Genomic DNA, 23,505 nt, shown 5'->3' on the forward strand with positions numbered 1-23,505 from the left:
CCTTACCTTGCACCGCAGGGGGTTTTTGCGCGAAACTGGCCTGAATCCGATCAGCAAGGAATCCAAGGAAACTCATGAAGTCCATACCGATTACTGATGTCAGTAGCCTCAAAAATGACCTCAACAAATACAAGATGGGGAAAAAGCTGGAAATTCCCCGTTTCAACCAATTGGCGAGAATGGCCTATATGGGTCGTTTGGTCATGACGCCACTGGATCCCGAAGATCCTGCCTGCAAATCATTTCTGGTGCATGTGCAGGAACCTCTGGGCATGGCCGCGCACTTTATCGAGCTGGATGAAGATTTGCAGGATACCATCCTGATTCTGGATAGTGAGCAGTCCATGGCCATGGCGGGTATCATGCAGGCGGGTGTGGAAGAACGCGTGCGCTGGCATGAAGCCCTGAATGAGCGGGATTTCTATTTTTCGGCCTTTTACCGCCCCAAGGACAGGGAAACCCGGGAAGAAAACGCCTGAATTGATGACTTTCGGCCATTTTCCGCTCCAGTCAGGGCAGCTCTGAGGGGTGCGGTTACGCATCATCTCCCTGGGGGTGTTGTCCCCGGAGTTACTCCACAAAACCTATGTGGGGCTGGCAGAGGCGCAAGGTGACAGTGATCTGCCCATTTTGCTGCTGGTACAAAGCGCGGCGCATCTGAGTCTGGGTGCGGCGCAATCTGCCGGAGCGGAACTGGACCTGCTGGCCTGTAAAAAGCTGGAGGTCCCGGTGCTGCAAAGATCCCTGGGGGGCGGGCTGGTCTGGGTGGATGGCGGACAGCTCAGCTACTTTTTTATTTTTCCGACGGCGTGGGGTATGCGCCGTGCTACTGAGCTTTTTGTCTATATCGCGCCCTGGATAGTGGCTCTTTATGCCCATTTTGGGGTGCTCGTAGAGGCGCGCGATGGGCACGACTTCTGGTGCGCCGGGCGTAAAATCGGTGGGACCGGAGCGGCAAGTATCGGGCGTAGTCTGGTGCTGGGCGGCAGCATCATGCTCCATGTGGACTGGCAGGGTTTTGTCGCTTGTGTGGCAGCCCCTTCGGAAGCGTTTCGTGCCTGGCTCGCAGAGGCCCTGGAGGACAGTGTCTGGAGTTGGTCGCAACTGTCCTCCTCTCCACCCACGCCCGAGGCTCTACGCGCGGCTTTTCCTATGGTGCTGGAAAAGTTGGGAGTGCAAGCGGTCATCGAGACGGTGCTGAGTCGTGATGAGCAGCGCGCCGTGGCAGAAGCGGAAAGGGAAGAGCCGGAATGGGAAGACCGCAGAAGCCGCCGCGTAGCTGCGGGTATCAAGATTAAAGCAGGCGCTTTTTTGACAGAACGCCATTGGCCGAAAGGGCAATATTTACGTATCTGGACAGAAAATGGCTGCTTTCGTAGGGTGGAAGCCTCGCTGTGGGCCGAGAGCGAGATGCAGATATTCAGCGGCTTGCAGATGGATTCCCCCGCTTTCAACGCCGCCTTGCAACAATTGGCAGGTGACGAATACGACCTTTGGGCGGCACGATTTGCCGAAACGGCTGTCTGGAAAGATTAAAATCCGAATCCAGAATGACAGGAGGTAACGAATGCCCAGTATTGATGACCGGATGCGCAAGCGTTTTATATTGATGAATAGTGATGCGGCATTGCGTCAGGCGGTGGAGTCTTCTATTCCGGAAAAGTGGGAAATGACGGAAGCCACTGATCTGGATGCTTTTGATGAATGGCAGGAAATTCTCTTGCACCGCTTTATGCTGCTGAATCTGGAAGACCCGCAAATCAGTGACCCGGTGGAGTTGATAGACATGATCCGCCGCGAGCACCAGCTGAATATCCCTATTTTCTGTTTGGGTGGGAGCCGCGAACTGCGTGATCAGGCGCGTTCAGCGCGGGCTGACCGTTTTTTTGATCGGGAAGAAGGTTTGCAACGCTTGCCGGAATTTTTCCAGCAGTTTGCCTGGTAATAAAAAGCACCAAAAAATAGCGCCGCTGGCTTTGCTCAGCCGGACGGCGCGTGATAGGCCGATTGGCTCGGTGGTTCAGCCGACCTTGGCGTGGGCCTCGGTGTCCAGCAGCAGATCATGGCTTTCGCTCTGGCCTTCGGCGCTGACGGTCAGGGTGGCAATGCGAATGCCGGCATCCTTGAAGGTGACTTCGTAGGAGAAAATACCCGGCAGTTCCAGGGTGCTTTCTTTCAGAGTCTTGCCTTCACAGGTTACACTGACTTTGGCGCTGCCCTGACCTTCCAGCATGGCCTGAATCCGGAAAGGATGTCCGGCGACGCGACGGTAGACCTGAGGATCGCGATTGGCGTTGTATTGCAGGTTGTTCAGTTTGACCATCTTGACGAGTTTGTTGCTCATGGTTGCCCCTTATTAATCACACTATAAAATGAATTATACACGCATTTAGCTAAAACTCTTTTATCCTAGACGAAAATCTCCCGGAGTGGTAGCGGGTTTCGCCGAAAAACCGATCAGGAGTGATGATGACCGAGTCAACACAGTTAATTACGGCACTGGATGCCGCCCATGAACGTATTGAAGCACTAGCCAAACAACAAAGCGCAGGAATGCCCTTGCCCGAATTGCTGGCAGCGGGCATTGCCGAAGCGCAGGCCATGTTGCGCATTATGCTGGAAAACGAGCATAAGCCTTATGCCAGTGATGCGGATTTGCTGGAATTGTGGAAAACCCTGGTGAAGGGCAAGCCCCACTGGAATACCATTCGCGATAATTGTCGTGAACTGATTTACTACCAGAATTGTCTGAAAGCGGAGCGTCAGGATGCACTGCCCGCCCAGCCTGAGCGGATGGTGATTCATACCCTGCGTCACATATTTCTGTATTTACGTAGTCATGCCGAACAAAATCAAGAGGGTTGAGTAATGAGTGAAATGATTATCCAGGAACCTTTTTACCAACCCGTAGCCAATGAAGTCGGGGTGTTTATGGCGGCCTGGAGCCGCCGTTTGCCGGTCATGCTCAAAGGCCCGACGGGCTGCGGCAAAACCCGCTTTCTGGAACATATGGCCTGGCGCCTCAAGCGGCCCCTGATTACCGTAGCCTGCCACGAAGATCTGACCAGTTCAGACCTGGTCGGACGCTTTCTCATTGAAGGAGATGCCACGGTCTGGCAGGACGGACCCTTGACCAAAGCGGTGCGTGAGGGGGCGATCTGCTATCTGGATGAAATTGTCGAAGCGCGGACCGACACGACGGTCGTGATCCATCCGCTGACGGACCATCGCCGCCATCTGCCCATTGAAAAGCTGGGCACGGAAATCAGTGCGCATCCCGATTTCATGCTGGTCATTTCCTACAATCCCGGTTATCAGACGGTTTTGAAAGATCTTAAACCCTCGACCAAACAGCGTTTTGTGGGTATGAATTTTACCTATCCCCCGGCCGAGGTGGAAACCCGGATTGTCATGAAAGAGGCGGGGCTGGATGAATCCCGCTCCAAGGCCCTGGTGGCGGCAGCAGATAAAGCCCGGAATCTCAAGGATCAGGGTCTGCAGGAAGTGACTTCGACGCGCGCGCTGATTTACGCTGGAGCGTTGATGGTGGCGGGACTGGAATCCCTGGAAGCCTGCACCATGGCGATCATCAACCCGCAAACGGATGATCCGGAATTAAGTGAGGCTTTGCTGGAAATTTTCCGGACTTTTTTTCCGGAACGTTAAGGAGCTTTCATGTCGGAAGCGACCGAAGAAATCCTCGAGCATCTGGCGGCCATCAGTTTTGTGGCCGGACGGGATGCCCGCGAAGCGCTGCCTGCAGTAGCACCTTTAGGAGAAGAAGCCTCCCTGCGCTTTCTGGAAACAGGCAGAGACCTGTTCTTTTATGACCGGGAAGCTGGCAAGGCCTTTTTCCATGCCACGGCCAACATGGTAGCGGCTTTTGCTGGCCTGGATCCCTGGCTGGAGCAATCGCGGCAGTTTCTGACTCAGCGCGGAACCTTTCGCGCCGTAGTCGGTTTTTTTGCACAGGCGGCCACGGTGCGTAAAAGCTGGGGGGCCGAAGGTGAAGCGCTGTGGTTCAAGCTGGGGGCGGCCTGGATTGATCGTCATGTAGATAGTGCTGCGGCTTATTTTCGGATGCCGGTAGCGACGCTTTTTGGGGATAACGGTACCACTGGCCTGACTGCCCTGCTGCAGCCTGCTGACAGTCTGGCCAAGGGCCGACTGGGCCTGGGGACTTATCTGGATGGCGCCATCAAGGTGCGCGGCATCTGTGGTCTGGACGGTGTAGCGGAATGGGCGCGACGCGGGGCAGATGTGCTGGCTGCCGGTCGGATTCGCGGTGAGGCCTGGTTTCGTCTGGAAAGTGATGAAGCCCGTAGCTTTCTGCTGGAGGTGCTGCCCGGTTTTCGGATGGGAACCCACAAGCGCTTGTTTGGTTTATTGCTGCAGGCCTGGACCGGATTACATTTGCCTTTGGAAGAGGGCGACTGGAGTCTGGAAGGAGGCCGCAGTTTTCTGGAAACCGATGGCCGCAGTCTGTTTGTACCGGCGGTCATGCCGGATCGGGAAGAAGCCCTGCTGGCTTTTTACCATACGGGTGCGCATCTGGCTTATGACAGTTATGAGCAGGACGCCATCCACGCCCTGTTTGCGGAAATCGGCATGGAGCATCCACCCCTGGACCCCGATCAGCGCATTACCTGGCGACCGCTGTTTGCCCAGTTTGGCGAAGACCTGATTCGTTTCCAGATGATTTTTGATTTGTGTGAAGACCTGCGCGTAGATGTAGCGCTGGATCGGGAAATGCCAGGGTACATCTCCCGGGTTGTCCGGGCGGCCCGCAAGCACGGACTCCCTGAGGGTGTGGCTGCTGCCTACTATGAACAGGCCCAGCGTTATCTGGAAGATTACCAGCAAGGCCGGTTGAGTCCTGATCTGGCGGATCTGACCCGTAGCGAAGCCGGTATTGTGGATGCCTTCCGGGTGGCTATGGCCTTGTATGCCACAACCACCCTGCCGCCTTTGACCCTCACGGAGCGTGCCCGCGCTTATTTGCCCGGCCATTCTCCCAATGCCGCAAGGCCCGTCTATCCCCGGCAAAAACACGGCAGTGATGGACCGGAAGTGGAGGGCGACAGTGCCCTGGGTGCGGCGGGTCATCAGGAAAAACCCAAGGAAACTCCACAGGCCGCCGAGGGGAATGACCCGGACATGGAAATCCCGCCCGAAGACATTCAGGGTACGGGCGGGCGCGTGGGTGTGGGTATTCCTTTGCCGGCCAAGGTGGCGGGCAGTGGTCGGGGGGTGAAAGGCCCCAAGGGCGGCTGGCCCTACCGCGAGTGGGACTACCGTCATCAGCAGTACAAAATGGACTGGGCACGGGTGCACGAGCGTAAGCTGCGCGAAAAAGATGAAGCCAAGGCCATTGAAATAGCGGCTGAATATGATGGGACTTTGCGGCGTCTGAAGCGCGCCTTGCAGGCCCAGAAGCCGACCCGGATGTCTCCCCGTCGTCGTCAGTATGAAGGGGAGGAACCGGATCTTGAAGCCGCTGTGCAGTTTCTGATTGAAAAACGTGCCGGACGTTCGCCCAAAGCCAGCGTGTATTTGCAGCGTCGTCCCCAGCAAAGGGATACGGCGGTGTTGCTGCTGGCCGATCTTTCCACCTCGATCATGGCCGAAGCCGGAGATTCCGGGGTGCGGGTAGTGGACCGGCTGCGTGCAGCCATGCTGCTTTTTGGCGAGGCATTGCTGGAAGTGGGGGATCCTTTTGCGGTCTATGGTTTTGCGAGCAAATATCATGATGAGGTGCTGATGTATCCCATCAAGCGCTTCACCGACAGATTTGACGCAAGAGCCAGGGCCCTGCTGGGAGGCTTGTCGGGGCGTCTGGCGACGCGCATGGGCGCGGCTATCCGCCACAGCAGCAAACTGATGCTGCGCAGCCCTGCCCAGCGCCGCCTGTTACTGATTCTTTCCGATGGTCGTCCGGCAGATTATGATGACGGGGGAGATGCCCGCTATTTGCAGGAAGATACCCGCATGGCGGTGCGGGAAGCGCTGGAACTGGGTATTCACGCCTTCTGTATCAGTCTTGATCCCCAAGGTGGAGAATATTTGCCGCAGGTTTTCGGGCAGGGACATTATCTGGTGCTGCCGCATCTGGATAGCCTGCCGGCGCGTCTGCCCGAAGTGTACCTGCGCCTGCGGGGGCATGGCTGATGAATGAAAAAGAATTATTGCAGCCACGACTTGCGGCCACGCGTCCGGCCCGCTTTGTCGGCGCTGCCCGATATCGCCGCGCCAGTTATGGCAGCAATCATCCGCTGGCGATTCCACGCGTTTCCCTGACTCTGGATCTGATCAACAGTTATGGGGCTATTGCTCCCGAGGAGTATTGCCTGGGACGTCCGGCCAGTCACCAGGAGCTGTTTGGCTTTCATACCCGCGATTATATCCAGGCCTTTGAACGCGCCCAGTTTCGCGGTAATGTCCGCGATGCAGATCGTAAACAATATCAACTGGGTACCTTGGAAAATCCCTATTTCCCCGGTTTTTTTGATACGCCCAATCTGGCTACGGGCTCCAGCATATTGGCTGCAGAGCAGGTATTGCAGGGTTTCACCGCTTTCAGTCCGGCAGGAGGCATGCACCATGCGGCACCCGGTCAGGCGCGCGGATTTTGTTATCTGAATGATCCGGTGCTGGCTATCCAGCGACTGCGCAAGGCCGGGCTGCGGGTGCTGTACTGGGATATGGACGCCCATCATGGCGACGGTGTAGAGGCAGCTTTTCGTGCGGACCCTGATACCTTGACGGTTTCCCTGCATATGGACACGGCCTATGCCTATCCTTTTCAGGGGGGTGGGCTGGATGACCATGAAGGCATGGCAGTCAATCTGCCCCTGCCCGCAGAAATCAACGACACGGAATACGCGGCAGTTTTCGAGGCCCTATGGCCCCGGGTCATGGGGCAGTTTGTTCCGGATGTGGTGGTCTTGCAGGCGGGTACGGACATTTTGTCTCCCGATCCGCTGAGCAAATTCCGGATATCCAATGGACTGTTCTGGCAGGTGCTTCGGCGTCTGCTCGCCGAAAGCCCGCGTTTGCTGGTGCTGGGTGGAGGAGGGTATCATCCCATTGCTTTGGCACGCTGCTGGACCGGGGTCTGGGCGATTTTGTCCGGACGGACGCTGGATGAAAATCTGCCCGAGTCAGGCCGAGCCCTGCTGGAAGGCGTGGAATGGGATCTGGACGATGAAGACGCCCCCGATTATAGCCGGCAATTCCAGTATCTGGATGATCTGCCCTTGCCGGGTCCCATGCGAAGCGAAGTGACCGATCGTCTGGAGTATCTGTTCCACCATCATCCCCTTTTTGCAAACAGGAGAAACGCTGCGTGAATGCTGCGGATAACACATTGATTCCCGGAGCCGCCAATAGTGTCGGCAGTAAGGCCTATGTAGCGCGTTTTGCAGAGACTCTGGCGGAAGAACATTTCAGTGATTTTCTGAATACCCGGATCAAACTTTCCTCCTTGGGGGTCGGTACATTCCCCGGTGCGGTGGATGATGTGACGGATCTGGCCGTGGCGGCCATTGTCGCTCAGGCCCTGCAGTCCGGGATTAACGTGATTGATACCGGTGCGAATTATCGTTTTGGCCGGGCCGGTCGGGCGGTGGGGGCGGGTATTGCCAAGGCCATGGCGGCGGGAATTCTCCGCGAGGAGTTTTTCGTGGTGGGCAAGGGCGGGTTCCTGACCTTCACGGGCGGGCGTCCCGAAGATCCTCTCGCCTTTTTCCGTGAGGAAGTGGTCGCCAAAGGCCTGGGCAAGGAAGAAGACCTCGCCCAGAATGTGCATTGTCTGAGTCCCGAATATATTGCCTGGCAACTGGATGATTTACGCAGCCAAACCGGTCTGGAAACCCTGGATGTGTTTCTGGTGGATCAGCCGGAGGTGCATATTCCGCTGATTGGCAAAGAACGCATGTACCAGAAGTTGATCCAGGTCTTTACCGTGTTGGAACAGGCGGTCAATGAAAACAAAATTCGTTATTATGGCATCTCTACCTTCAACGCCTGTCGGGTGGAAACCGATCACACCCTGTTCCAGTCCCTGACCAGTCTGATTGGGCTGGCCGAGAAGGCAGCCGGTGAAGGCAACAGACACCATCTGCGGGTAGTGGAACTCCCCTTTAATGCCCTGATGCCCGAAGCCTACACGCGCTTCAGTCAGGTTACCGGGCAGGGAAATATTGGTTCGACCATTCAGGCCGCTTTTCAGCTCAAGCTGACCGTCATGGCCAGCCATACCCTGGGCAAAGGATTGCTGGCCCAGGAAGAAATCCCCTCCTTGCAGGAAGGAATTCCCGAACTGGCCAATGCGGCGCAACGGGCCATTCAGTTTGTGCGCTCGACGCCGGGCATCGGTGTCACCCTGGTGGGAATGAGTTCACCCCTGCATCTGGCAGATTTTCTGGCGGTGGCCAAACAGCTCCCCTTACCCAAAGAACGCTATCTGGCGATGTTTGAAAAGGAAAAATAGGTTTGAGCGAACCTGACTTTTCTGGTTTTTACGCACATGTCCGTTTCCATTTGGTCAAGACGGTGATTTTGGACAGCGGGCACTCATAGATCGCATAAACAACGATCTGGGAAATGATCTTGGTAATTTGCTCTATCGGCTTATCGGAATGAGTTATAAATACTTCGATGGGGTCATCGTTTCCGGGCAATGCGAAAAATACTACAGTGGAGAGCTGAAACGGATTCAGACGGTGATAGGCGAACTGGATCAGCTGATGGTGGATATTCAAATCAACCGCTATTTGGAATATCTGTGGCGAATCCTTTCCATGGGGAATAAAGCCATAGACACCGCCAAGCCCCGGGTAAGAATGAAAGAGGGCAAAGAGGCAGAAGTGCAGGCTCTACTGGGTTTTATCGCTAACTTACTAGCGAAGGTGGCACTACTTCTACATCCCATTATGCCCGAAATTACCCTGAAAATGGGTAGAGCCTTGAAAATTACGCTGGATGCGGCGAGCTTCAAAACCTATGTCACGGAGGGCCAGCTACTGGCAGATTTCACGATAGAGAAGGTTCCGCCACTTTTTCCCAAGATCGAAGCGCCTTTAATAGCGGAAGCGAGTGGTGGCATCTCTATCGCTGCGCCCTAAAGGGTGATGAGGCTAATTATTTTGAATTGAAACAGGGGAACTCACGGCGAGCATTTACCACGTTCACGATCTCTATGCAGGTGGCCGTGACACGATAGAGCACGATGTAGTTTGGGTGTGCGATGATTTCACGTAATCCTGGCACTCGATCGCTGATGCGGTACAGGTAAGGGTGCTCTGATAGTGGCAACACGCAGACGCGCAGGCGTTCCCACAAGCGTTCGGCTGCGCTCACATCGTACTGACCGATGTAGTCTATAATGGCGGCCAGATCGGCGTCCGCCGACTCAAGCCAGAAGATGGGTAGCATCATCAGGGCGTCTTGCGCTGTCTGAGCCGTGCTAGTCGCTCGGCCATGCGCCTCTCAATCTCATCGTGCGGGATGCCCGGGCGCTGGTCAGCTATGCTGGCGGCCGTCTTGGCCTGCAGCCAAGCCGTGTAGCTGGCCTCCTGCTCGGCGGTTTCAAACTCGGAGATGATGGATGGTAAAATGGCATTCATCCTAGGTTGCTCCTTGGTATCTATCATCAGAGAGGGTTTAACGCCCTCATTTGGCCAACCATGCGGCCCTTAAAGGCTATATTAGGCGCTTTTCGCTCTTACCGGAACCATCCTAACATCCAGACCCACCTAATGATCTTTGGGTTTTTCGCCTTTGGGGGCGCTGGCAATTTCCCGCAACAGTTTTTCCTGTTCCGCAAAAGACATACGCCTTTGTCCCGGCGCGAAACCCTTATGGGCAGGGTTTTGTGGAGCAGGATGCCCGGCCCGTTCACTTTCCTTGGTGGCCGTATAGTTTTGTAACTCCCGTTGCCACTGGGCAGGTGCTTCACCTGTGTCCGTGCGCCCCTGATAACCAGCAGGTGCGGCAGGGGTTTGTCGGGCAAACCAGCTGGCCTTGCGCAACTCCTTGTTATAGATGCTGATCCAGTGGCTGATGCGGCTGAGATCCCAAAGAGCGAACGCCAGCATCAGGACGGCCACAACAATGGCCTCCCAGAGTAACCCTAATACGGCCAGAACCACTACGGCGGTCGTCACCAGCGGAAATACCCAGGCCCAGGACTCTTCCAGATAAAAACGATGGGCGCCAAAAGGGAACAAAAACCAATATAGATAGGCCCATAGAGGTTTTTTCTGGAGTTTTTGCAAGCGAATTTGTAAACTCTGTACCCCGGCGCCTTGCAGATCGAGCTTTTCCCAAGCCTTGGGCATGGGTTATCCTCCGTAAATACTGTATTGAAGCGCTCAGATATTACCCCTAAACTCATTAAAAGTCGCGGGTGACTAAGGATTTCCATGGCAGATCGACGGTTACAGGTTTTTCACACGGTGGCAAGGATGCTCAGCTTTACCAAAGCGGCAGATACTTTGCACATGACGCAGCCTGCGGTGACTTTTCAGGTGAAGCAGCTTGAAGAGCAATTCAATACGCGGTTGTTTGACCGTACCCATAATCGCATCAGCCTCACTGAAGCGGGCCTGGTGGTGTACGAATACTCGGAACGCATCATTTCCCTGTACACGGAAATGTCCAATCGGGTTGGAGAAATGACGGGAGACTTGCGTGGTCATTTGCTGATCGGAGCCAGTACCACCATTGCCGAGTATATGCTTCCCCGTCTGCTCGGTGATTTCAAAATGAAATATCCGGACGTACAGGTGCGCCTGCATGTAGGAAATACCGACAAAATTGTTCACATGATTGAAGACAACAGCATTGATTTGGGACTGGTGGAAGGCGTGGTGACCAATAAAAGTCTGGCCACACTCAAGTGTTGCATGGATTCCATGATTGTCATCGCCCAGCCTGATCATGCCCTGGGTCTCCATGAAAGCGTGTCTGCTCAAGAGTTGCTGGATTATCCTTTTGTTTCCCGCGAAGAAGGTTCCGGCACCCGGGAAGTCACCATGGAATATCTGCATCAGGCTGGCATAGATACGGATGATTTGCATATCACCATGGAATTGGGCAGCCCTGAGGCGGTCAAGGGCGCGGTGGAGGGGGGGCTCGGCGTGGCCATTGTCTCCGAGGCCACGGTACTGAAAGAGCTGGCCCTGGGGACCTTACTGGCCCGGCCCTTGAGCCCGGCCCTGGCAAGGCCGTACTTTTTTGTGTACCAGAAACAAAAATTCCGCAGTCTGGTTATGGATGAATTTCTGGAGTTTGCCAAGGAACGTTGCAGCAAGGACATGTTGGCCATGCCGGTGCGTCGCGAGGTCTAATCAACGAGAAGTTTTGAGGAGTATGAATGAAGCATTTTGCAGTCGTGCAGCACAGTTATTCCGAATTTCTGGGAATCGTGGAAAGCCAACTGGAAAAGCGCGACATCGGTTTCAGTTATTTTCGGGTTTTTTTGAGTGGTGAATTACCGGGGAATGCCCTGACTTTTGATGCCCTGTTTTTGTTGGGTGGGCCGATGTCTCCGCTGGAAACAGAAAAGCACGAATGGCTGGAGCAGGAAATCAAAACCATTGCCATGTTCCGTAAAAACCGCAGACCGGTAGTGGGTTTCGGGCTGGGGGCGCTGCTGCTGGCTAAATATGAAGGCGCAGAATTACAACTGGAACCTTATCACAACGCCTATTTTACGACGGCGCATGCCACTGAAGCGGGTAAAAGCGATCCTCTGGCTCAGGCTGTGGACGGTGCCAAAGTGATGGTCTGGTCGCCGGGAACCGCCATTTTGCCGGAAGGCATCCAGCCTCTGGTAGTAGATGATGAAGGCCGCTGGATTGCTTTCCGCCCTGAAGAGGGTGCGGTAGGTCTGCTGTTTCGACCGGAAATGAAACCGGGTCTGATTGAAGACATCCTCATGGAAGAAGATCGCGAAACCCCTGAAAATGTCGGTGAGTTGCTGGAACAATGCCGCAGTCTCTGGCCGGAAATGCAGAAAACCACTGACCGCGTGATCGTTGCCCTAGTTCGCGAGCTGGCCCTGATGACCGAAAAGCGCAAACCCCCGGTATTTTCCCTGAAAGTCGATACGGGTAGTGACGTATGAACAGTCGTGAGCGTCAGTTCCTGAAAGTGATGCGCAAGCTGGATGCTGCCGGGCAGGAACAGGTGGTGGCTTTTGCCGAGTTTCTGCGCAGTCGCCAGAAGCCTGAAGCGCCGCAGGAAAAAGTGATTGAAAAGCCCAACCTGTTGCCTGCCCGCGAAGGCGAAAGCGTGGTAGGGGCCATCAAGCGGCTGCGGGAGAGTTACAGCATGCTGGATGCCAAGGAAATGCTCAATGATACATCCAGCCTGATGTCCAGGCATGTCATGGGCGGAATAGAGGCAGAAACGGTGATTGCCGAAATGGAAGTCATGTTTGAGCGCCACTATCAACGCTATTGCGGAGTTTCGGAAGACAGCTGATGTCGGATGTTCATCACTTGCTGCAGATGCTTCTGCACTTTGATCATTACCTGCTTTTGTTTTTGCAGGAATACGGGGCTTGGGTGTATGCCCTGCTCTTTCTGATTCTGTTTGCAGAAACCGGGCTGGTCATCATGCCCATTCTTCCCGGGGATTCCATGCTTTTTGTGTGTGGCACCCTGGCTGGAATTGGTGCCATGAGCGCACCCTGGCTACTGTTTTTGCTGGTGACAGCGGCGGTACTGGGAGATGCAGTCAATTACTGGGTGGGCAAGCGCTGGGGTGTGCATCTGTTTGGCGGTAAGCTGCTGAACATCCGCCATCTGGAAACCACCCATCGTTTTTATGCCCGGCATGGCGGGAAAACAGTAGTCATCGCCAGGCTGCTGCCCATTATCCGCACCTTTGCACCCTTTGTCGCCGGTATTGCGGCCATGCCTTATCGGCGTTTTGTTGTCTTTAACCTGACCGGGGCATTTCTCTGGGTGGGCGGATTACTCGGTGCTGGTTATTTTCTGGGTAGTTTCTCCTGGGTGAAAATCCATCTGAACCTGGTTTTGATCGCCATTATTGTGATTTCCCTGTTGCCAGCGGGTTTTGCCTGGTTACAGCAGCGCCTGCAGACCGCCGGTAATCCTGCGCCCTGAATCTGTGTAGAGTTCGGCTAAAGCCTGCCACTGCCTGTAGGCTTGGCCAGCTCAGTTCTTGTTTTCCTGTCGTTCGATGGTCCGCACAATGCGGCGCTCGGCACGTTTCACCAGCCAGTTGAAAAGCGCCTGCTGATGGGGATCACCAGCGGCAGTATGTTCCGGGTGCCACTGTACGGCGAAAATATCCGGATTGTCGGGCATGTCCACGGCTTCGATCACGCCATCTTCAGCGATGGCGTTGATGCGCAGGGACGGGGCCATGTTGGCAATGGCCTGATGATGCCAGGAAGATATTTCCAGGGTTTCCCGACGAACAATGCTGCCCAAAAGGGTATCCGGCAGGACAATGACTTTATGCATGATGGGATCCCCGTCATTGTTGCGATGACAGATGCGGGTACCAATATTTTTGGGTAAATCCTGCAGGAGGTCACCCCCCAGCGCGACATTGATGATTTGCAGGCCGCGACAAATACCCAATACCGGAATGCGGCGGGCGATGGCTTCCCGGGCCAGGGCAATTTCTGCTGCATCGCGATCTGGATGCACCATGTACACACTTTCATCACAGGTAGCGCGATAAAACTCCGGGGAAATATCTCCACCACCCGTCAGCACCAGGGCATCGCAGCGCGACAAAATAATCCGGGCTTCCGGACATTGGGGTGGAAACAAAACCGGCAGACCTCCCGCCTGGCATACGGCTGCGGCGTACTGGGGCGCAAGGGAAAAAGGTTCGCCGTTCCGCTCATAAGCGCTGAGGGCGATGACCGGGGGTTCCGGAGGTAAAATCTCATCCATCGGAAGGGCTTCCATCCAGGCTGAGGATGGGCGCGTACAACTCCGGGCGGCGATCCCGGAATAATCCCCACTCGGCCCGTTGTGCAGCCAGTTTGGTTAAATCGAGGTCGGCATAGAGGATGCATTCTTCCTGGTCGGCCTGGGCGAGCAGGGCCCCGGTAGGGTCACTGATAAAAGAGCCACCATAAAAGGTGATGCTGCTTTCCGCGCCGATTTCGTGGCCCACCCGATTCGCCGCTACGACCGGGGCCAGATTGGCAGCGGCATGTCCCTGCATTACCCGGGTCCAGTGTCCACGGCTGTTGATTTTCGGGGCACGGGGTTCGGAACCGATGGCGGTGGGATAAAACAGGATTTCCGCCCCTTGCAGTGCCATCACCCGGGCGGCTTCGGGAAACCATTGGTCCCAGCAGATGGCGACGCCAATTCGGCCATAATGGGTGGCGAAAACTTTGAAGCCGGTGTCGCCGGGACTGAAGTAGAATTTTTCCTGATAGCCGGGACCATCGGGGATATGGGCTTTACGGTACAGCCCCAGATCCTTTCCGTCGGCATCAAAAACCACCAGACTATTAAAAAAGGCGTTGTTGGCGCGTTCAAAAAAACTCACGGGCAGGACCAGATGCCGGTCTTTCGCCAGCTTTTGCAGGGCGAGTAATGCGGGATGGGAGCTGCGCGGCTGGGCCAGTGCCAAAAAATCCGGGTTCTGATCCTTGCAAAAGTAGGGTGTGCTGAATAACTCCTGGAGGAGGATGATGTTCGCTCCAGCATCTGCAGCACAATGTATCTGCTGCAGTGCCTTGTCGATGTTTTCCGCTTCGTTGTCGCCGACTGCCATCTGAATGGCAGCTACTTTTACCTGCATGATGCACCCCTGTCCGCAAACTTCTGGCCGATTCTCCAAATTGGAGTATAGAGGAGCCACCGGGAGGGGCAAGAGGGCCTGATGATCCGAGCAGTTTTCGGGATTTGGCTGAACTCAGGGATGTTGTGGCGGGTGAAAAGTCATGACGCTACCCGCAGAAACTTCGGACTGATCCCGCCAACGCCAGGCTTGCAGTGCCGCATTTTGTGCTGGGCTGGTGCAACTGCTGCAACTTCCAGACTGGCACGAACTACCACAGCTTTTAGCTGAAGAGAGAGAAACAGCCTCGACGCGCCCCCGGCTTTGCCAGTAACGCAGCATATCTTCTACCGTGCTTTTGGGCAGGTTCAAAATTACGGCAATCTGGCTGCTGGTCAGCAGAGCGTGATCACGCAGGCTGTCGCGCACGGCAAACAATGTGCTCATGCCGCAGCCTGCTTTTTGACGCTGGCTGCGGGACTCGCTTCCTGGCGTCGCCCATAAATGCGCAGGGCAATGATCAGCAGACCGAAACTCGTCAGAATCCCGGCTATCCAGGCCAGGGATGCAGCGGGGTGGGCGGCGAAAGTTCCTCCCTGAAAAATGAGGGTACTGGTACCCCAGGCGAGACCGGTGCCGTAAAGCAGGGAAAACCCCATCCATCCCCAACCGACTTCCCTACGTAAGGCTCCCATGGTGCTGGCGCAGGGCACATAGAGCAATACAAACACCAGGTAAGCAAAAGCCGAGAGTGGCGTAAAGCCTGCAGCAATGGCTTGCAGGGTGGCGCTTTCTGCGCCGGAGGCCTGCTCCGTTGCAGTGGTGGAAGTCATGGCACTCAAGCCCAGAGGATCGTCCAGTGTGCGTATAAAGGTCAGGGCATTAGCCGGAATGGTCAGTAGTGCATCCCGCAGTTGGCCGATAATGTCGGGCTGCCGGTAATCAGCCATCAAATCCGCCGCATTTTGGCGTTGATAAATACCATTGAGGGTGCCGATGACGATTTCCTTGGCTGCCGCGCCGGCAATGAGGCCGGATACGGCGGGCCAGTTGTCAGTCTTGATGCCCATGGGTGCGAATATCGGAACCAATGCCTGACTGCCCTGGGCAAGCAGGGAGTGATCAATGTCCGTGCTGCGCAAGCCCTGACTGGTCCAGCCGATGCCGGGCAGGATGAAGAGCACCAGACCGATGACCGCGATGACCTTGCCGACCCGGAAAATAAAGACCTTCAGGCGCTGCCAGCTTTGCAGGACGACGCTGCGGAAACTGGGCAGGCGGTAGGGCGGCAGTTCCATGACAAAAGGCATGACTTCACCGCGCAGGGCCGTTTTCCCCAGTAACCACGCCGTGAGCAGCGCGACCACTATGCCCAGAACATATAAGGCAAATACGACCTGACCACCATTGCTGCGGAAAAAAACGACCGCAAAAGCCATGTAGATGGTGAGACGCGCCGAGCAGGACATGAAGGGTTGCATCAACACGGTCAAAATGCGTCCACGCGGATCTTCGATAATACGCGCACCCATAATGGCCGGAACATTGCAGCCAAAACCAATGACCATGGGTACCAGCGCGTTGCCGGGCAAGCCCATGCGCCGCATCAGGCGATCCATGGCATAGGCGGCGCGCGCCATATAGCCGGAGTCATCCAGAAATGCCAGAAAGAGAAAAGTAAGACCAATGGGGGGGATAAAGGAAATCACCAGATTGAGACCGCCGCCAACCCCGCCGGCAATCACCGAAATCAGCCAGTCCGGCAAACCCGCCAGCAGCAGGAGATGACCGGTTCCATGGATGAGCAGGGCCGCAGAAGCCTGATCAAAAAAATCCAGGAAAATGTTGCCGCCACTGAAACTCACGACAAACACCAGATAAAGAACCAGCAAAAATATCGGTACACCCAGCCATTCATTGAGAACAATGTGATCCAGATGGTGATTGATTTTTTCACGCAGACCCTTTTTCCCGTGGGCTTGCAGGGCTATACCTGCCATGTCGTGAGCCCAGGAAAAACGCCGATCCATGACCAGGTCAGCGGGATCCTCATGACTGATCAACTCAATATGCCGGCGCAAGTCTTTCAGGATTTTCGCGTTCTGATCTGAAGAGGGTTGCGCAGAGCCATCCAGAAGACGCAGAGCGTCCACCCTGGTTCTGGCAGTGGTTTGTCCGCTTATTGCTGTGCCCAGTGTTTGCAGCGCTTCTTCCACAGGTGCCGGATAAAGGATTGGATGACCCTGCGGCTTTTTTTGCAAGGCCTCAATCATTCTCTGGAGCAAATAGTCTCGTCCTTTGTTTTTTCGCGCTACCATGGGCACCACGGGAATTCCCAAAGCATTTTCCAGCTCGGCACAACGTAACTTCCAGCTTCTGGCTTCTGCCTCGTCCGTCATGTTCATGATGAGCAGCATGGGGTGGCCGGTTTCCAGCAATTCGGCGGTCAAGGCGAGATGGCGTTCCAGATTGGAAGCATCAACAATGTTGACAATCAGGTCTAACGGGGTATCCAGCAGAAAATCCCGGGCGACCCGTTGATCCTCTCCGCCGCCACCCATCAGGCTGTAAACGCCGGGAAGATCGATAATCGAAACTTTCTTCTTGGCAAGCTGCAGGCTGCCGCTGCGTTTTTCTACCGTGACTCCCGGCCAGTTGCCGACCTGCTGGTGGGCACCGGTGAGCAGGTTGAACACCGTGGTCTTGCCACAGTTGGGATTACCCGCAAGAACAATGCTTTGTTCGGACAGGACCGGGGCTGCTTTTCCCTGACTTTCATGACAAGCACTCATGCGGATAGCTCCGTAACCCATATTTTCTGAACCATGCTGTTGCCGATGGCAAAACGCGCCCCGTTGATTTGAATGACCACCCCACGTTTGTTGGGGCCGTGGACAATTTGTAGTGCGACTCCCGGACGAATACCCAGCATCTGCAGACGTTGCTGCATGGTCCGATCACCAGCAATTCGGTCAATGCGCGCGGAGGCAGCGCCGGGTAACTGATCCAGACTGCGTGAAGGGTTTTCAGGAGTGAGATTGTGCATGTTCATGGATGAATAGGCTTCCTGATTCAACATTCAAAAAAATTCGAGGTGCAGACGCAACATGCCGACCAGAGCATCCGGGTAATAACCGGAAGGATGCTGGATGTATTGCAAATCCGGCTGAATATTGATGTGCTCTGTTACTTTTGCCAGATAAGTGAGTTCATAGCTGGTTTCAGCGGGATGGATGCTGGCTGGTTCCACATCCAGCCCCGCAGCGACGGCCTCAGGGCGTAGCCAGGCTCTGGCCATACCAATGGAAATGCTGTCGTCCGGGCGGTCTGCTAAGGGATGCCCGAGCCGCAAGCCCACGCCCAGGTACCAGGGGACGGGATTGAAGTTTTGCGGCGCTGCCCCGGCCTGCAGGAATGCGCCAAGCTGACGTTCATCCGGCAGTGTCCAGTTTCCTTCGACGATGCCATAGGCACCGGCCGTGCTGGGTGATAAGCCATAAAGTTCGGGGTTGGCCTGCTGGTAGCGCCAGGCACCGATTTTTATTTCATATTGGCCATATTCATCGGTATTGTCCTCCATATCTTCGTCGGCTTTGTGACCCCAATGCAGTGCGCCTTCCCAGAGAGCCATGTAGCCTCGCTCAAACGCAGAGGTCTGGTGCTGTGGATCACCCTGAAAAATCGCTAATTTGTTACTCACATTTTGCGTGTGTGTGCTGACCAGCAGGCCGAGACCAGAATAGGGATAGGTAGCAGTACCGGGAACATTGACCGTGATGGTGGGCGACATGCCAAAAGAGCTGTTGATCAATTGCAGGGCATTGGCGGCAACATCAAAATAATAGTTGACGTCCATATAACCGACCCGGGTGTTGAGCCAGTCATTCCAGCGTTGCCGATAGGCGGCATCGTAAAAACGGACGGCATTGGGCGCCCAGATATTACTGGCAGTCTGAATGTCACCACTATAGTTTTGCTGAATGCCACTACTGTAAATGCCCATCAGGGAGAGGGTGAATTTGCCTCCCTTCCAGAGCCCGGCTTTGTCGGTGTCATATTCAGCCCCGATTTGTCCGACAATATTGCCTTCACTGCCCTGCTTGATTCCTCCCGAAAAATTGGAAAAAATCTCGCTGTCCAGATGTCCCGCCCAGGATAGCCCGTTGCCGATGTGGGTATAAGCAGGTAAGTACTTGGCAGAAAGTCCGGGGGTGTTGGGTATGGAGGATTCCGGGTTGCTGTCAGCAGCATCAGCGCAACCGATTGCAGGACAGCCCAGAAAAGACGCCGCACAAAGTGCAGTCGCCACGGAAAAAGTCAGGCGAGACATTGCAGATACGCTCCGTTATTAGAATATTAGCGATAATGATTCTTAATATTATATAGACTGTTGGCAATGTCAATATTTTCGGATTATTTTTTTGCGGGAGGCTGGAGCCGATGCCGGGCCAAAGTCGCGGCAAAGCTTCCCGGCCCGGCATCGGCTCCAGATTGGGCTAGTGAAGTCCCTTTAGGGTCTGGGCGAGATTTTTAGCATCCAGAACCTGCCAGACAATTTGTGGCTGATTGTGGCTATCCATGTAAAGCATGGTAGGGACAGTTTTCTGGCCGGTGGCTTCGAGTATGCTCAGGTTGTTTTTTAGTGCTTTTTCAGTTGCCGTACTGGGCAGAATTTCCTGGATGGCACCATCATGACCTTTTTCCGTAAACCCTTTTTCATTTTCCCATAGGGCCTTCAGTGGGTTTTTCGCCTCCAGAATCGCGGCAGCTTTGCCGGTACTGGAAGGTTCCAGAAAGCCCACGGGAACATAGCGTATGCTGAGTTGATCGGGTTTGATCAGGGATTGCAGTTCCTGGATGAGAAGGTGGCAATAGGGGCAGTTCGGATCAAATATCAGATAAATGATGTGTGGCCCCGAACCTTGGACGAACCAGCGGGTATGATCGAGTCGCTGCCAGATCTGTGCAGGGCTGGCAGTTGTGCGCTTTGGGGCAAAACTGGCCGCGATCTGGCCCAGCGTCGAGGCTTGGCCAGGTGGACTGAAGCCGCTTGTCATGAGGGTCATGGAAAACGCTAAGCCCATAGAATAAAGCCAACTTTTTTTGCTCATCAAATCAGAAGAGAACATGCATGCGCTCCTTGGTTTTTGCTATCTCCTTGTATTAAAGCAATACTCAGGCCAGTTTAAGCATTTTTCGGAAATCAGGAAAAAAATTGCTTTTCAGACCTTGCCTGTCCCGGCAATTCCACCTATATTCCCAAATACGGACTATGGAGCATCGATTTTACTAATGGCTAATATTCGAATTGATTCGGGAGAAGACTGTCTGGTTATTTGGGGCTTGGCGCCCCAAGCTGCCGGCAGTTTTGATTCGGTGTCGGCCCGCGTGTTCCGTAGTCCGGGTAATTCTCATCGAGCCGAACCAACGTTCGGCTTTTTTGTTGGGTTCAGGGGGTAGCCTCGAAGTTTCTCTTTCAACTTTATGAGAAATGGCAATGTCTCTGCATAATCAGCCCTTGGGCAGATTACGCAGCGGCGATTCCCAGGTGATTCTGGAGATAAGAATGAAGAAGAAGCATCGCTGGCAGATTGCTTTGGCGGTATGTTTGTGTACAGGAGGTGTTGCTGTGGCTCAGGCCGCGCCACATCATGTTAAGACGGCAGCTCATCGAGTGGATGCGCATCGGTATCATCGGGAGACCTCTCCCAGGCATCCCCATTCGAGACATTATCATGCCGTCAAATCGGTTCGAAAAGTTTCGCACAGGCATGAGGCTTTTCCAGTCGAAGCAGCCGATTATACGGCTTTGACGCCAACGGCCCTGCAGTTGATGCATCTTTCCCCGGTAGAATTTGCGGGAGTAGGTGCAGCACCTCAGCCGGTAACCAATTACCAATTTCCTGTTCATTCGTTCCCGGATACATCCGCCAGTTCTGTCACCAGCCCCGACTTTGTTGATCGATCCCTGGTGCTGGTGAAAACCGGTCTTGCAGCCAGCACGATGAATACAGATTCTCCGGCCAAGCCGGCGGCAGCCCCGGTGGATGCAGTGGTTGCCACCTCTGCGCCGGATCAGTCGCATCTGCGCATTGCCCTGGAAATGTTTGCCAGTCAGGCCTACCACTGGGCCCGCCATCCGCTGCAGGCTTTGGAGTCCAGCGGCGATGCCGTCAGCGGACCTCAGGCTGCTGCTGAATTGGCAGACGCTATTGCCCAACAACAGGCAGATCCAAACAATACCGGGAGTAATGCCGCTGCGTCCTCGGGTGATTCCTGGCTTTCGCCCCGGGCCATGGTGGTTTCGGCCTTGAAGTTTATTGGTGCCCCCTATCGCTGGGGCGGGATGAGTCCGGCTTCAGGTTTTGATTGCAGTGGCTTCGTGAAATACATACTGGCCAAATTTGACATTCAGGTGCCGCGCACTTCTTATGCCCAGGCTGCGGAGTTGCACAAGGTGTCCCGGGAAAATCTCAAACCCGGCGATCTGGTGTTTTTTGATACCATGCATCGGGCTTATTCTCACGTAGGTATATACATCGGTCACCAGCGTTTCGTCAGCGCCCAGACACCCAGCACTGGTGTCCAGGTTGGCAGCCTGAATGATCCTTATTGGGCAGCGCATTATGACGGCGCACGCAGCTTGCCGGTAGCCAACTCTTATTAAGGTTGCTGTACTGATCAGAGCGTTGCTCATAAAAAACCCGCAGACTTGAAGCTGCGGGTTGTGCTTTGTTGATGCTTAACTTTACGGTTCATCGAAAAGGCGACCGCGAGCCGGGAAGCTTTTTGCTCCAACGTCCCTTGCCTGTTGTTCCAAGGCTTATCCTGCTGTCAGGAGAGAACTCGCCCTATGGGCTCAGACAGCTCTCCTGACAGTCGCAGGGTTTCACCAGGAACAACAACGGCGCGGGCCAAAGTCGCGGCAAAGCTTCCCGGCCCACGGCCGCCTTTCTTATCATTCAGAGTTTGCCGTAGGAGTGCAGCCCACCCAGGAACAAGTCGACGCCGATGAAACAGAAGGTAACGACGATCAGGCTGATAAATGCCCACCAGGCCATGGGGCGTCCTTCCCAGTTGCGCTGACTGCGGGCGTGCAGAAAGCCGGCATAATTCAGCCAGACAATCAGAGCCCAGGTTTCCTTGGGGTCCCAGGACCAGAATCCCCCCCAGGCCTTGGCAGCCCAGACTGCACCGAGAATGGTGCCGACCGTAAAAAACAAAAATCCGAAGGCGATGGTTCCGGAAAAGGTCTTGTCCAGTAATTCCAGGCTGGGCAGGCGATCGCGCAGGAAGTTGCCGCTGCTGATGGCACGTTCTTTCAGCAAATAGGCCAAACCGGCCATGGCTGAAATATAAAAATTGGCGTAGGCAATGAACATGGAAGGTACATGGATTTTCATCCAGAAGCTCTGCAATGCCGGAATCAGTGGTTGAATACGGTTCAAATGGTAAGCAGCACCCACCCAGATCAGAAAAATATCAGCGACCAGCACCAAAGGCAGAACAAAAGCCCCCAATCCCCGGTTTTCTGTGCGATTTTCGTGAAACAAGTAAAACAGGATGGTGGTCGCACAAAATAACACCATCACATCATAAATATTGCTGACCGGAATATGTCCCCAGGATGGGTGGCCGATATAGGTTTCTCGCCAGCGAATGGCCAGACCGGCAAAGCCCAGAACAACGGCAACCCAGGCCAGACGATGCCCCCAGTTACCGGCATTCTGGTTACCGGCAAACAGATACAAATAGTAGCCGGCGGCACTGAGCAAAATTGCGCCACTCATCCAGTAAAACATCGCATTGCTGTGAAAAAAGTAGCGTATTGCGAGGCTGTCGTGCGTCGTGAAACCCCATTGATAAAGCCCTACCCCGGTGCCGGCAATAGCCATGACGACCAGAAACAACACCCGGAAAGCAGGCCATTTCAGACCAAACCACATAAGGCCGACATACCACATACCGAGGATGATGAATTGCCACATCCAGAATTCAGCACGAAATATGGCCCAGGTGGCAACGGCGCCGACGCTCAGAAAAAAGGCCCAGGCAGTACGCTGGGATTTGGAGTTTTCTATGGATGTGGGCTCTTTGAGTGAAAAATAGGGTGATTGGAGTTGCGCTGACATCTTGTTGGCTCCTGTTTCGCGGTAGTGTTTGGCATCTGTTTACAATTTTATAAGGGCTTTAAGCAATAATTAAGCCCGAACAGTCCGGGCTTTTCATCTATCCACAAAGGTCAAAATGCTCGCTTTCAGAATACGCTAACTTACACATAATTTTAGACTTTTGGGCCTAAGCGAACAATCGGGACAATACCTCTGGTTCCGAAAGGGCCAGCGTGTTCACCCAGGCTCAGGCTGGCGGCGGTGTACTTTGATCCAGTCTGGCCAGTAAGCGAAAACCGCCGATGACACCCAGAATGCGTTCTCGCAGGTTATTTTCAGGATCCGTGGAGGAAACTGGCCAGAATTTGCATTGGGTATGGGTTGCCCGTTCCAGCTCAGGGATCCCATCACAGTCCAGCGCAATTAAAAGATCGGGCCATAAGTATTCTGCCGAATTGGCTTTGGCGATCAGCCACTCACCGCCAAGTTCAGTGGCTAATTGGGCAGCATATTGGGCCATTTCAGGTTTGCTCGGATGCCAAAAGAGTATGTGTGCACGACGTTTATACATGAATGCCCTATTTATGACGGAATTGTGTAAAAATAGCAG

28 protein-coding genes are annotated in these 23,505 nt (G+C 54.6%); 15 read left to right on the plus strand and 13 right to left on the minus strand.

Annotated features, from left to right (window positions below; genetic code table 11):
- Window positions 1-74: 74 nt before the first annotated feature.
- Genes H7F11_RS08880 through H7F11_RS08890 form a run of 3 tightly spaced genes read left to right on the plus strand, consistent with a single transcriptional unit; the run spans window position 75 to window position 1,945 of the window.
- Entirely contained in the window at window positions 75-479 is a 405-nt protein-coding gene (locus H7F11_RS08880) for a hypothetical protein (RefSeq protein ID WP_193651123.1), read from the plus strand.
- A 49-nt stretch (window positions 480-528) separates the two neighbouring features.
- Entirely contained in the window at window positions 529-1,536 is a 1,008-nt protein-coding gene (locus H7F11_RS08885) for a biotin/lipoate A/B protein ligase family protein (protein ID WP_193651124.1), read from the plus strand.
- A gap of 31 nt (window positions 1,537-1,567) precedes the next feature.
- Complete coding sequence (locus H7F11_RS08890; protein WP_075323203.1) at window positions 1,568-1,945, plus strand: hypothetical protein; 378 nt, start codon at window positions 1,568-1,570, stop codon at window positions 1,943-1,945.
- A 75-nt stretch (window positions 1,946-2,020) separates the two neighbouring features.
- On the opposite strand, the gene H7F11_RS08895 is transcribed toward H7F11_RS08890, so the two are convergent.
- A complete protein-coding gene (locus H7F11_RS08895) occupies window positions 2,021-2,344 on the minus strand; it encodes a hypothetical protein (protein WP_024893006.1) in 324 nt (107 codons plus the stop codon).
- Window positions 2,345-2,469: 125 nt separating this feature from the next.
- Here H7F11_RS08895 and H7F11_RS08900 point away from each other — a divergent pair, with 125 nt between their 5' ends.
- From H7F11_RS08900 to H7F11_RS08925, 6 genes are all read left to right on the plus strand, one after another.
- On the plus strand, window positions 2,470-2,865 hold the full coding sequence (locus H7F11_RS08900) for a hypothetical protein (protein ID WP_193651125.1): 396 nt from the start codon (window positions 2,470-2,472) through the stop codon (window positions 2,863-2,865).
- Between the two features lie 3 nt (window positions 2,866-2,868).
- On the plus strand, window positions 2,869-3,666 hold the full coding sequence (locus H7F11_RS08905) for a CbbQ/NirQ/NorQ/GpvN family protein (protein WP_193651126.1): 798 nt from the start codon (window positions 2,869-2,871) through the stop codon (window positions 3,664-3,666).
- Between the two features lie 9 nt (window positions 3,667-3,675).
- Complete coding sequence (locus H7F11_RS08910; RefSeq protein ID WP_193651127.1) at window positions 3,676-6,168, plus strand: nitric oxide reductase activation protein NorD; 2,493 nt, start codon at window positions 3,676-3,678, stop codon at window positions 6,166-6,168.
- Window positions 6,168-7,349: an acetoin utilization protein AcuC gene (locus H7F11_RS08915; RefSeq protein WP_193651128.1), complete on the plus strand. Its 1,182-nt coding sequence runs from the start codon at window positions 6,168-6,170 to the stop codon at window positions 7,347-7,349. The genes H7F11_RS08910 and H7F11_RS08915 overlap by 1 nt, the downstream gene beginning before the upstream one ends.
- Window positions 7,346-8,491 carry an aldo/keto reductase gene (locus tag H7F11_RS08920; RefSeq protein ID WP_193651129.1) on the plus strand — a complete coding sequence of 382 codons (1,146 nt, stop codon included), beginning with the start codon at window positions 7,346-7,348 and terminating at the stop codon, window positions 8,489-8,491. The genes H7F11_RS08915 and H7F11_RS08920 overlap by 4 nt, the downstream gene beginning before the upstream one ends.
- Before the next feature lie 148 nt (window positions 8,492-8,639).
- Window positions 8,640-9,125 (plus strand): class I tRNA ligase family protein, encoded by a 486-nt coding sequence (locus H7F11_RS08925; protein ID WP_227485371.1) that lies wholly within the window; start codon window positions 8,640-8,642, stop codon window positions 9,123-9,125.
- Window positions 9,126-9,141: 16 nt separating this feature from the next.
- On the opposite strand, the gene H7F11_RS08930 is transcribed toward H7F11_RS08925, so the two are convergent.
- From H7F11_RS08930 to H7F11_RS08940, 3 genes are all read right to left on the minus strand, one after another.
- A complete protein-coding gene (locus H7F11_RS08930; protein ID WP_227485372.1) occupies window positions 9,142-9,438 on the minus strand; it encodes a type II toxin-antitoxin system RelE/ParE family toxin in 297 nt (98 codons plus the stop codon).
- Window positions 9,438-9,626: a stability determinant gene (locus H7F11_RS08935; protein ID WP_024893012.1), complete on the minus strand. Its 189-nt coding sequence runs from the start codon at window positions 9,624-9,626 to the stop codon at window positions 9,438-9,440. Before H7F11_RS08935 ends, H7F11_RS08930 begins: the two co-directional genes overlap by 1 nt.
- Before the next feature lie 129 nt (window positions 9,627-9,755).
- On the minus strand, window positions 9,756-10,340 hold the full coding sequence (locus tag H7F11_RS08940) for an NINE protein (RefSeq protein WP_193651130.1): 585 nt from the start codon (window positions 10,338-10,340) through the stop codon (window positions 9,756-9,758).
- 84 nt (window positions 10,341-10,424) lie between these two features.
- Between H7F11_RS08940 and H7F11_RS08945 the strand changes: the two genes are divergently transcribed.
- From H7F11_RS08945 to H7F11_RS08960, 4 genes are read left to right on the plus strand one after another with little or no spacing between them, the layout of a single operon-like run.
- The gene (locus tag H7F11_RS08945) at window positions 10,425-11,351 is read left to right on the plus strand and encodes a selenium metabolism-associated LysR family transcriptional regulator (RefSeq protein ID WP_010637323.1); all 927 of its coding nucleotides are present in this window, start codon (window positions 10,425-10,427) and stop codon (window positions 11,349-11,351) included.
- 26 nt (window positions 11,352-11,377) lie between these two features.
- The gene (locus H7F11_RS08950) at window positions 11,378-12,130 is read left to right on the plus strand and encodes a type 1 glutamine amidotransferase (protein ID WP_193651131.1); all 753 of its coding nucleotides are present in this window, start codon (window positions 11,378-11,380) and stop codon (window positions 12,128-12,130) included.
- The gene (locus tag H7F11_RS08955; RefSeq protein ID WP_193651132.1) at window positions 12,127-12,489 is read left to right on the plus strand and encodes a hypothetical protein; all 363 of its coding nucleotides are present in this window, start codon (window positions 12,127-12,129) and stop codon (window positions 12,487-12,489) included. Before H7F11_RS08950 ends, H7F11_RS08955 begins: the two co-directional genes overlap by 4 nt.
- Complete coding sequence (locus H7F11_RS08960) at window positions 12,489-13,136, plus strand: VTT domain-containing protein (RefSeq protein ID WP_193651133.1); 648 nt, start codon at window positions 12,489-12,491, stop codon at window positions 13,134-13,136. Before H7F11_RS08955 ends, H7F11_RS08960 begins: the two co-directional genes overlap by 1 nt.
- 51 nt (window positions 13,137-13,187) lie before the next feature.
- On the opposite strand, the gene H7F11_RS08965 is transcribed toward H7F11_RS08960, so the two are convergent.
- The 7 genes from H7F11_RS08965 to H7F11_RS08995 form a co-directional block, all read right to left on the minus strand.
- Window positions 13,188-13,940, minus strand: coding sequence for a gamma-glutamyl-gamma-aminobutyrate hydrolase family protein (locus H7F11_RS08965; protein WP_193651134.1), 753 nt, complete (start codon window positions 13,938-13,940; stop codon window positions 13,188-13,190).
- Window positions 13,933-14,805 (minus strand): N-carbamoylputrescine amidase, encoded by an 873-nt coding sequence (gene aguB, locus H7F11_RS08970; RefSeq protein WP_193651135.1) that lies wholly within the window; start codon window positions 14,803-14,805, stop codon window positions 13,933-13,935. Before aguB ends, H7F11_RS08965 begins: the two co-directional genes overlap by 8 nt.
- 114 nt (window positions 14,806-14,919) lie before the next feature.
- Window positions 14,920-15,231, minus strand: a complete 312-nt coding sequence (locus tag H7F11_RS08975) for a FeoC-like transcriptional regulator (protein ID WP_193651136.1) — start codon at window positions 15,229-15,231, stop codon at window positions 14,920-14,922.
- Window positions 15,228-17,576 (minus strand): Fe(2+) transporter permease subunit FeoB, encoded by a 2,349-nt coding sequence (gene feoB, locus H7F11_RS08980; protein ID WP_193651137.1) that lies wholly within the window; start codon window positions 17,574-17,576, stop codon window positions 15,228-15,230. Before feoB ends, H7F11_RS08975 begins: the two co-directional genes overlap by 4 nt.
- On the minus strand, window positions 17,573-17,836 hold the full coding sequence (locus H7F11_RS08985; RefSeq protein ID WP_227485373.1) for a FeoA family protein: 264 nt from the start codon (window positions 17,834-17,836) through the stop codon (window positions 17,573-17,575). Before H7F11_RS08985 ends, feoB begins: the two co-directional genes overlap by 4 nt.
- 27 nt (window positions 17,837-17,863) lie before the next feature.
- Window positions 17,864-19,114 carry a carbohydrate porin gene (locus H7F11_RS08990; RefSeq protein ID WP_193651138.1) on the minus strand — a complete coding sequence of 417 codons (1,251 nt, stop codon included), beginning with the start codon at window positions 19,112-19,114 and terminating at the stop codon, window positions 17,864-17,866.
- A 166-nt stretch (window positions 19,115-19,280) separates the two neighbouring features.
- The gene (locus H7F11_RS08995) at window positions 19,281-19,850 is read right to left on the minus strand and encodes a thioredoxin fold domain-containing protein (RefSeq protein ID WP_193651139.1); all 570 of its coding nucleotides are present in this window, start codon (window positions 19,848-19,850) and stop codon (window positions 19,281-19,283) included.
- A 61-nt stretch (window positions 19,851-19,911) separates the two neighbouring features.
- Between H7F11_RS08995 and H7F11_RS09000 the strand changes: the two genes are divergently transcribed.
- Together H7F11_RS09000 and H7F11_RS09005 are read left to right on the plus strand one after the other, a co-directional pair.
- Window positions 19,912-20,244, plus strand: coding sequence for a hypothetical protein (locus tag H7F11_RS09000; RefSeq protein ID WP_193651140.1), 333 nt, complete (start codon window positions 19,912-19,914; stop codon window positions 20,242-20,244).
- A 106-nt stretch (window positions 20,245-20,350) separates the two neighbouring features.
- Window positions 20,351-21,451 (plus strand): C40 family peptidase, encoded by a 1,101-nt coding sequence (locus tag H7F11_RS09005; RefSeq protein WP_227485374.1) that lies wholly within the window; start codon window positions 20,351-20,353, stop codon window positions 21,449-21,451.
- A gap of 295 nt (window positions 21,452-21,746) precedes the next feature.
- Here H7F11_RS09005 and ccsB read toward each other — a convergent pair whose 3' ends face one another.
- Both ccsB and H7F11_RS09015 read right to left on the minus strand, forming a co-directional pair.
- Window positions 21,747-22,916: a c-type cytochrome biogenesis protein CcsB gene (ccsB, locus tag H7F11_RS09010; RefSeq protein ID WP_227485375.1), complete on the minus strand. Its 1,170-nt coding sequence runs from the start codon at window positions 22,914-22,916 to the stop codon at window positions 21,747-21,749.
- A 226-nt stretch (window positions 22,917-23,142) separates the two neighbouring features.
- Complete coding sequence (locus H7F11_RS09015; RefSeq protein WP_227485376.1) at window positions 23,143-23,415, minus strand: hypothetical protein; 273 nt, start codon at window positions 23,413-23,415, stop codon at window positions 23,143-23,145.
- Window positions 23,416-23,505: the final 90 nt, after the last annotated feature.

Origin of the sequence: Acidithiobacillus sp. HP-2, from assembly GCF_015100155.1 — a bacterium.
In the GTDB taxonomy this organism is placed as follows: domain Bacteria; phylum Pseudomonadota; class Gammaproteobacteria; order Acidithiobacillales; family Acidithiobacillaceae; genus Acidithiobacillus.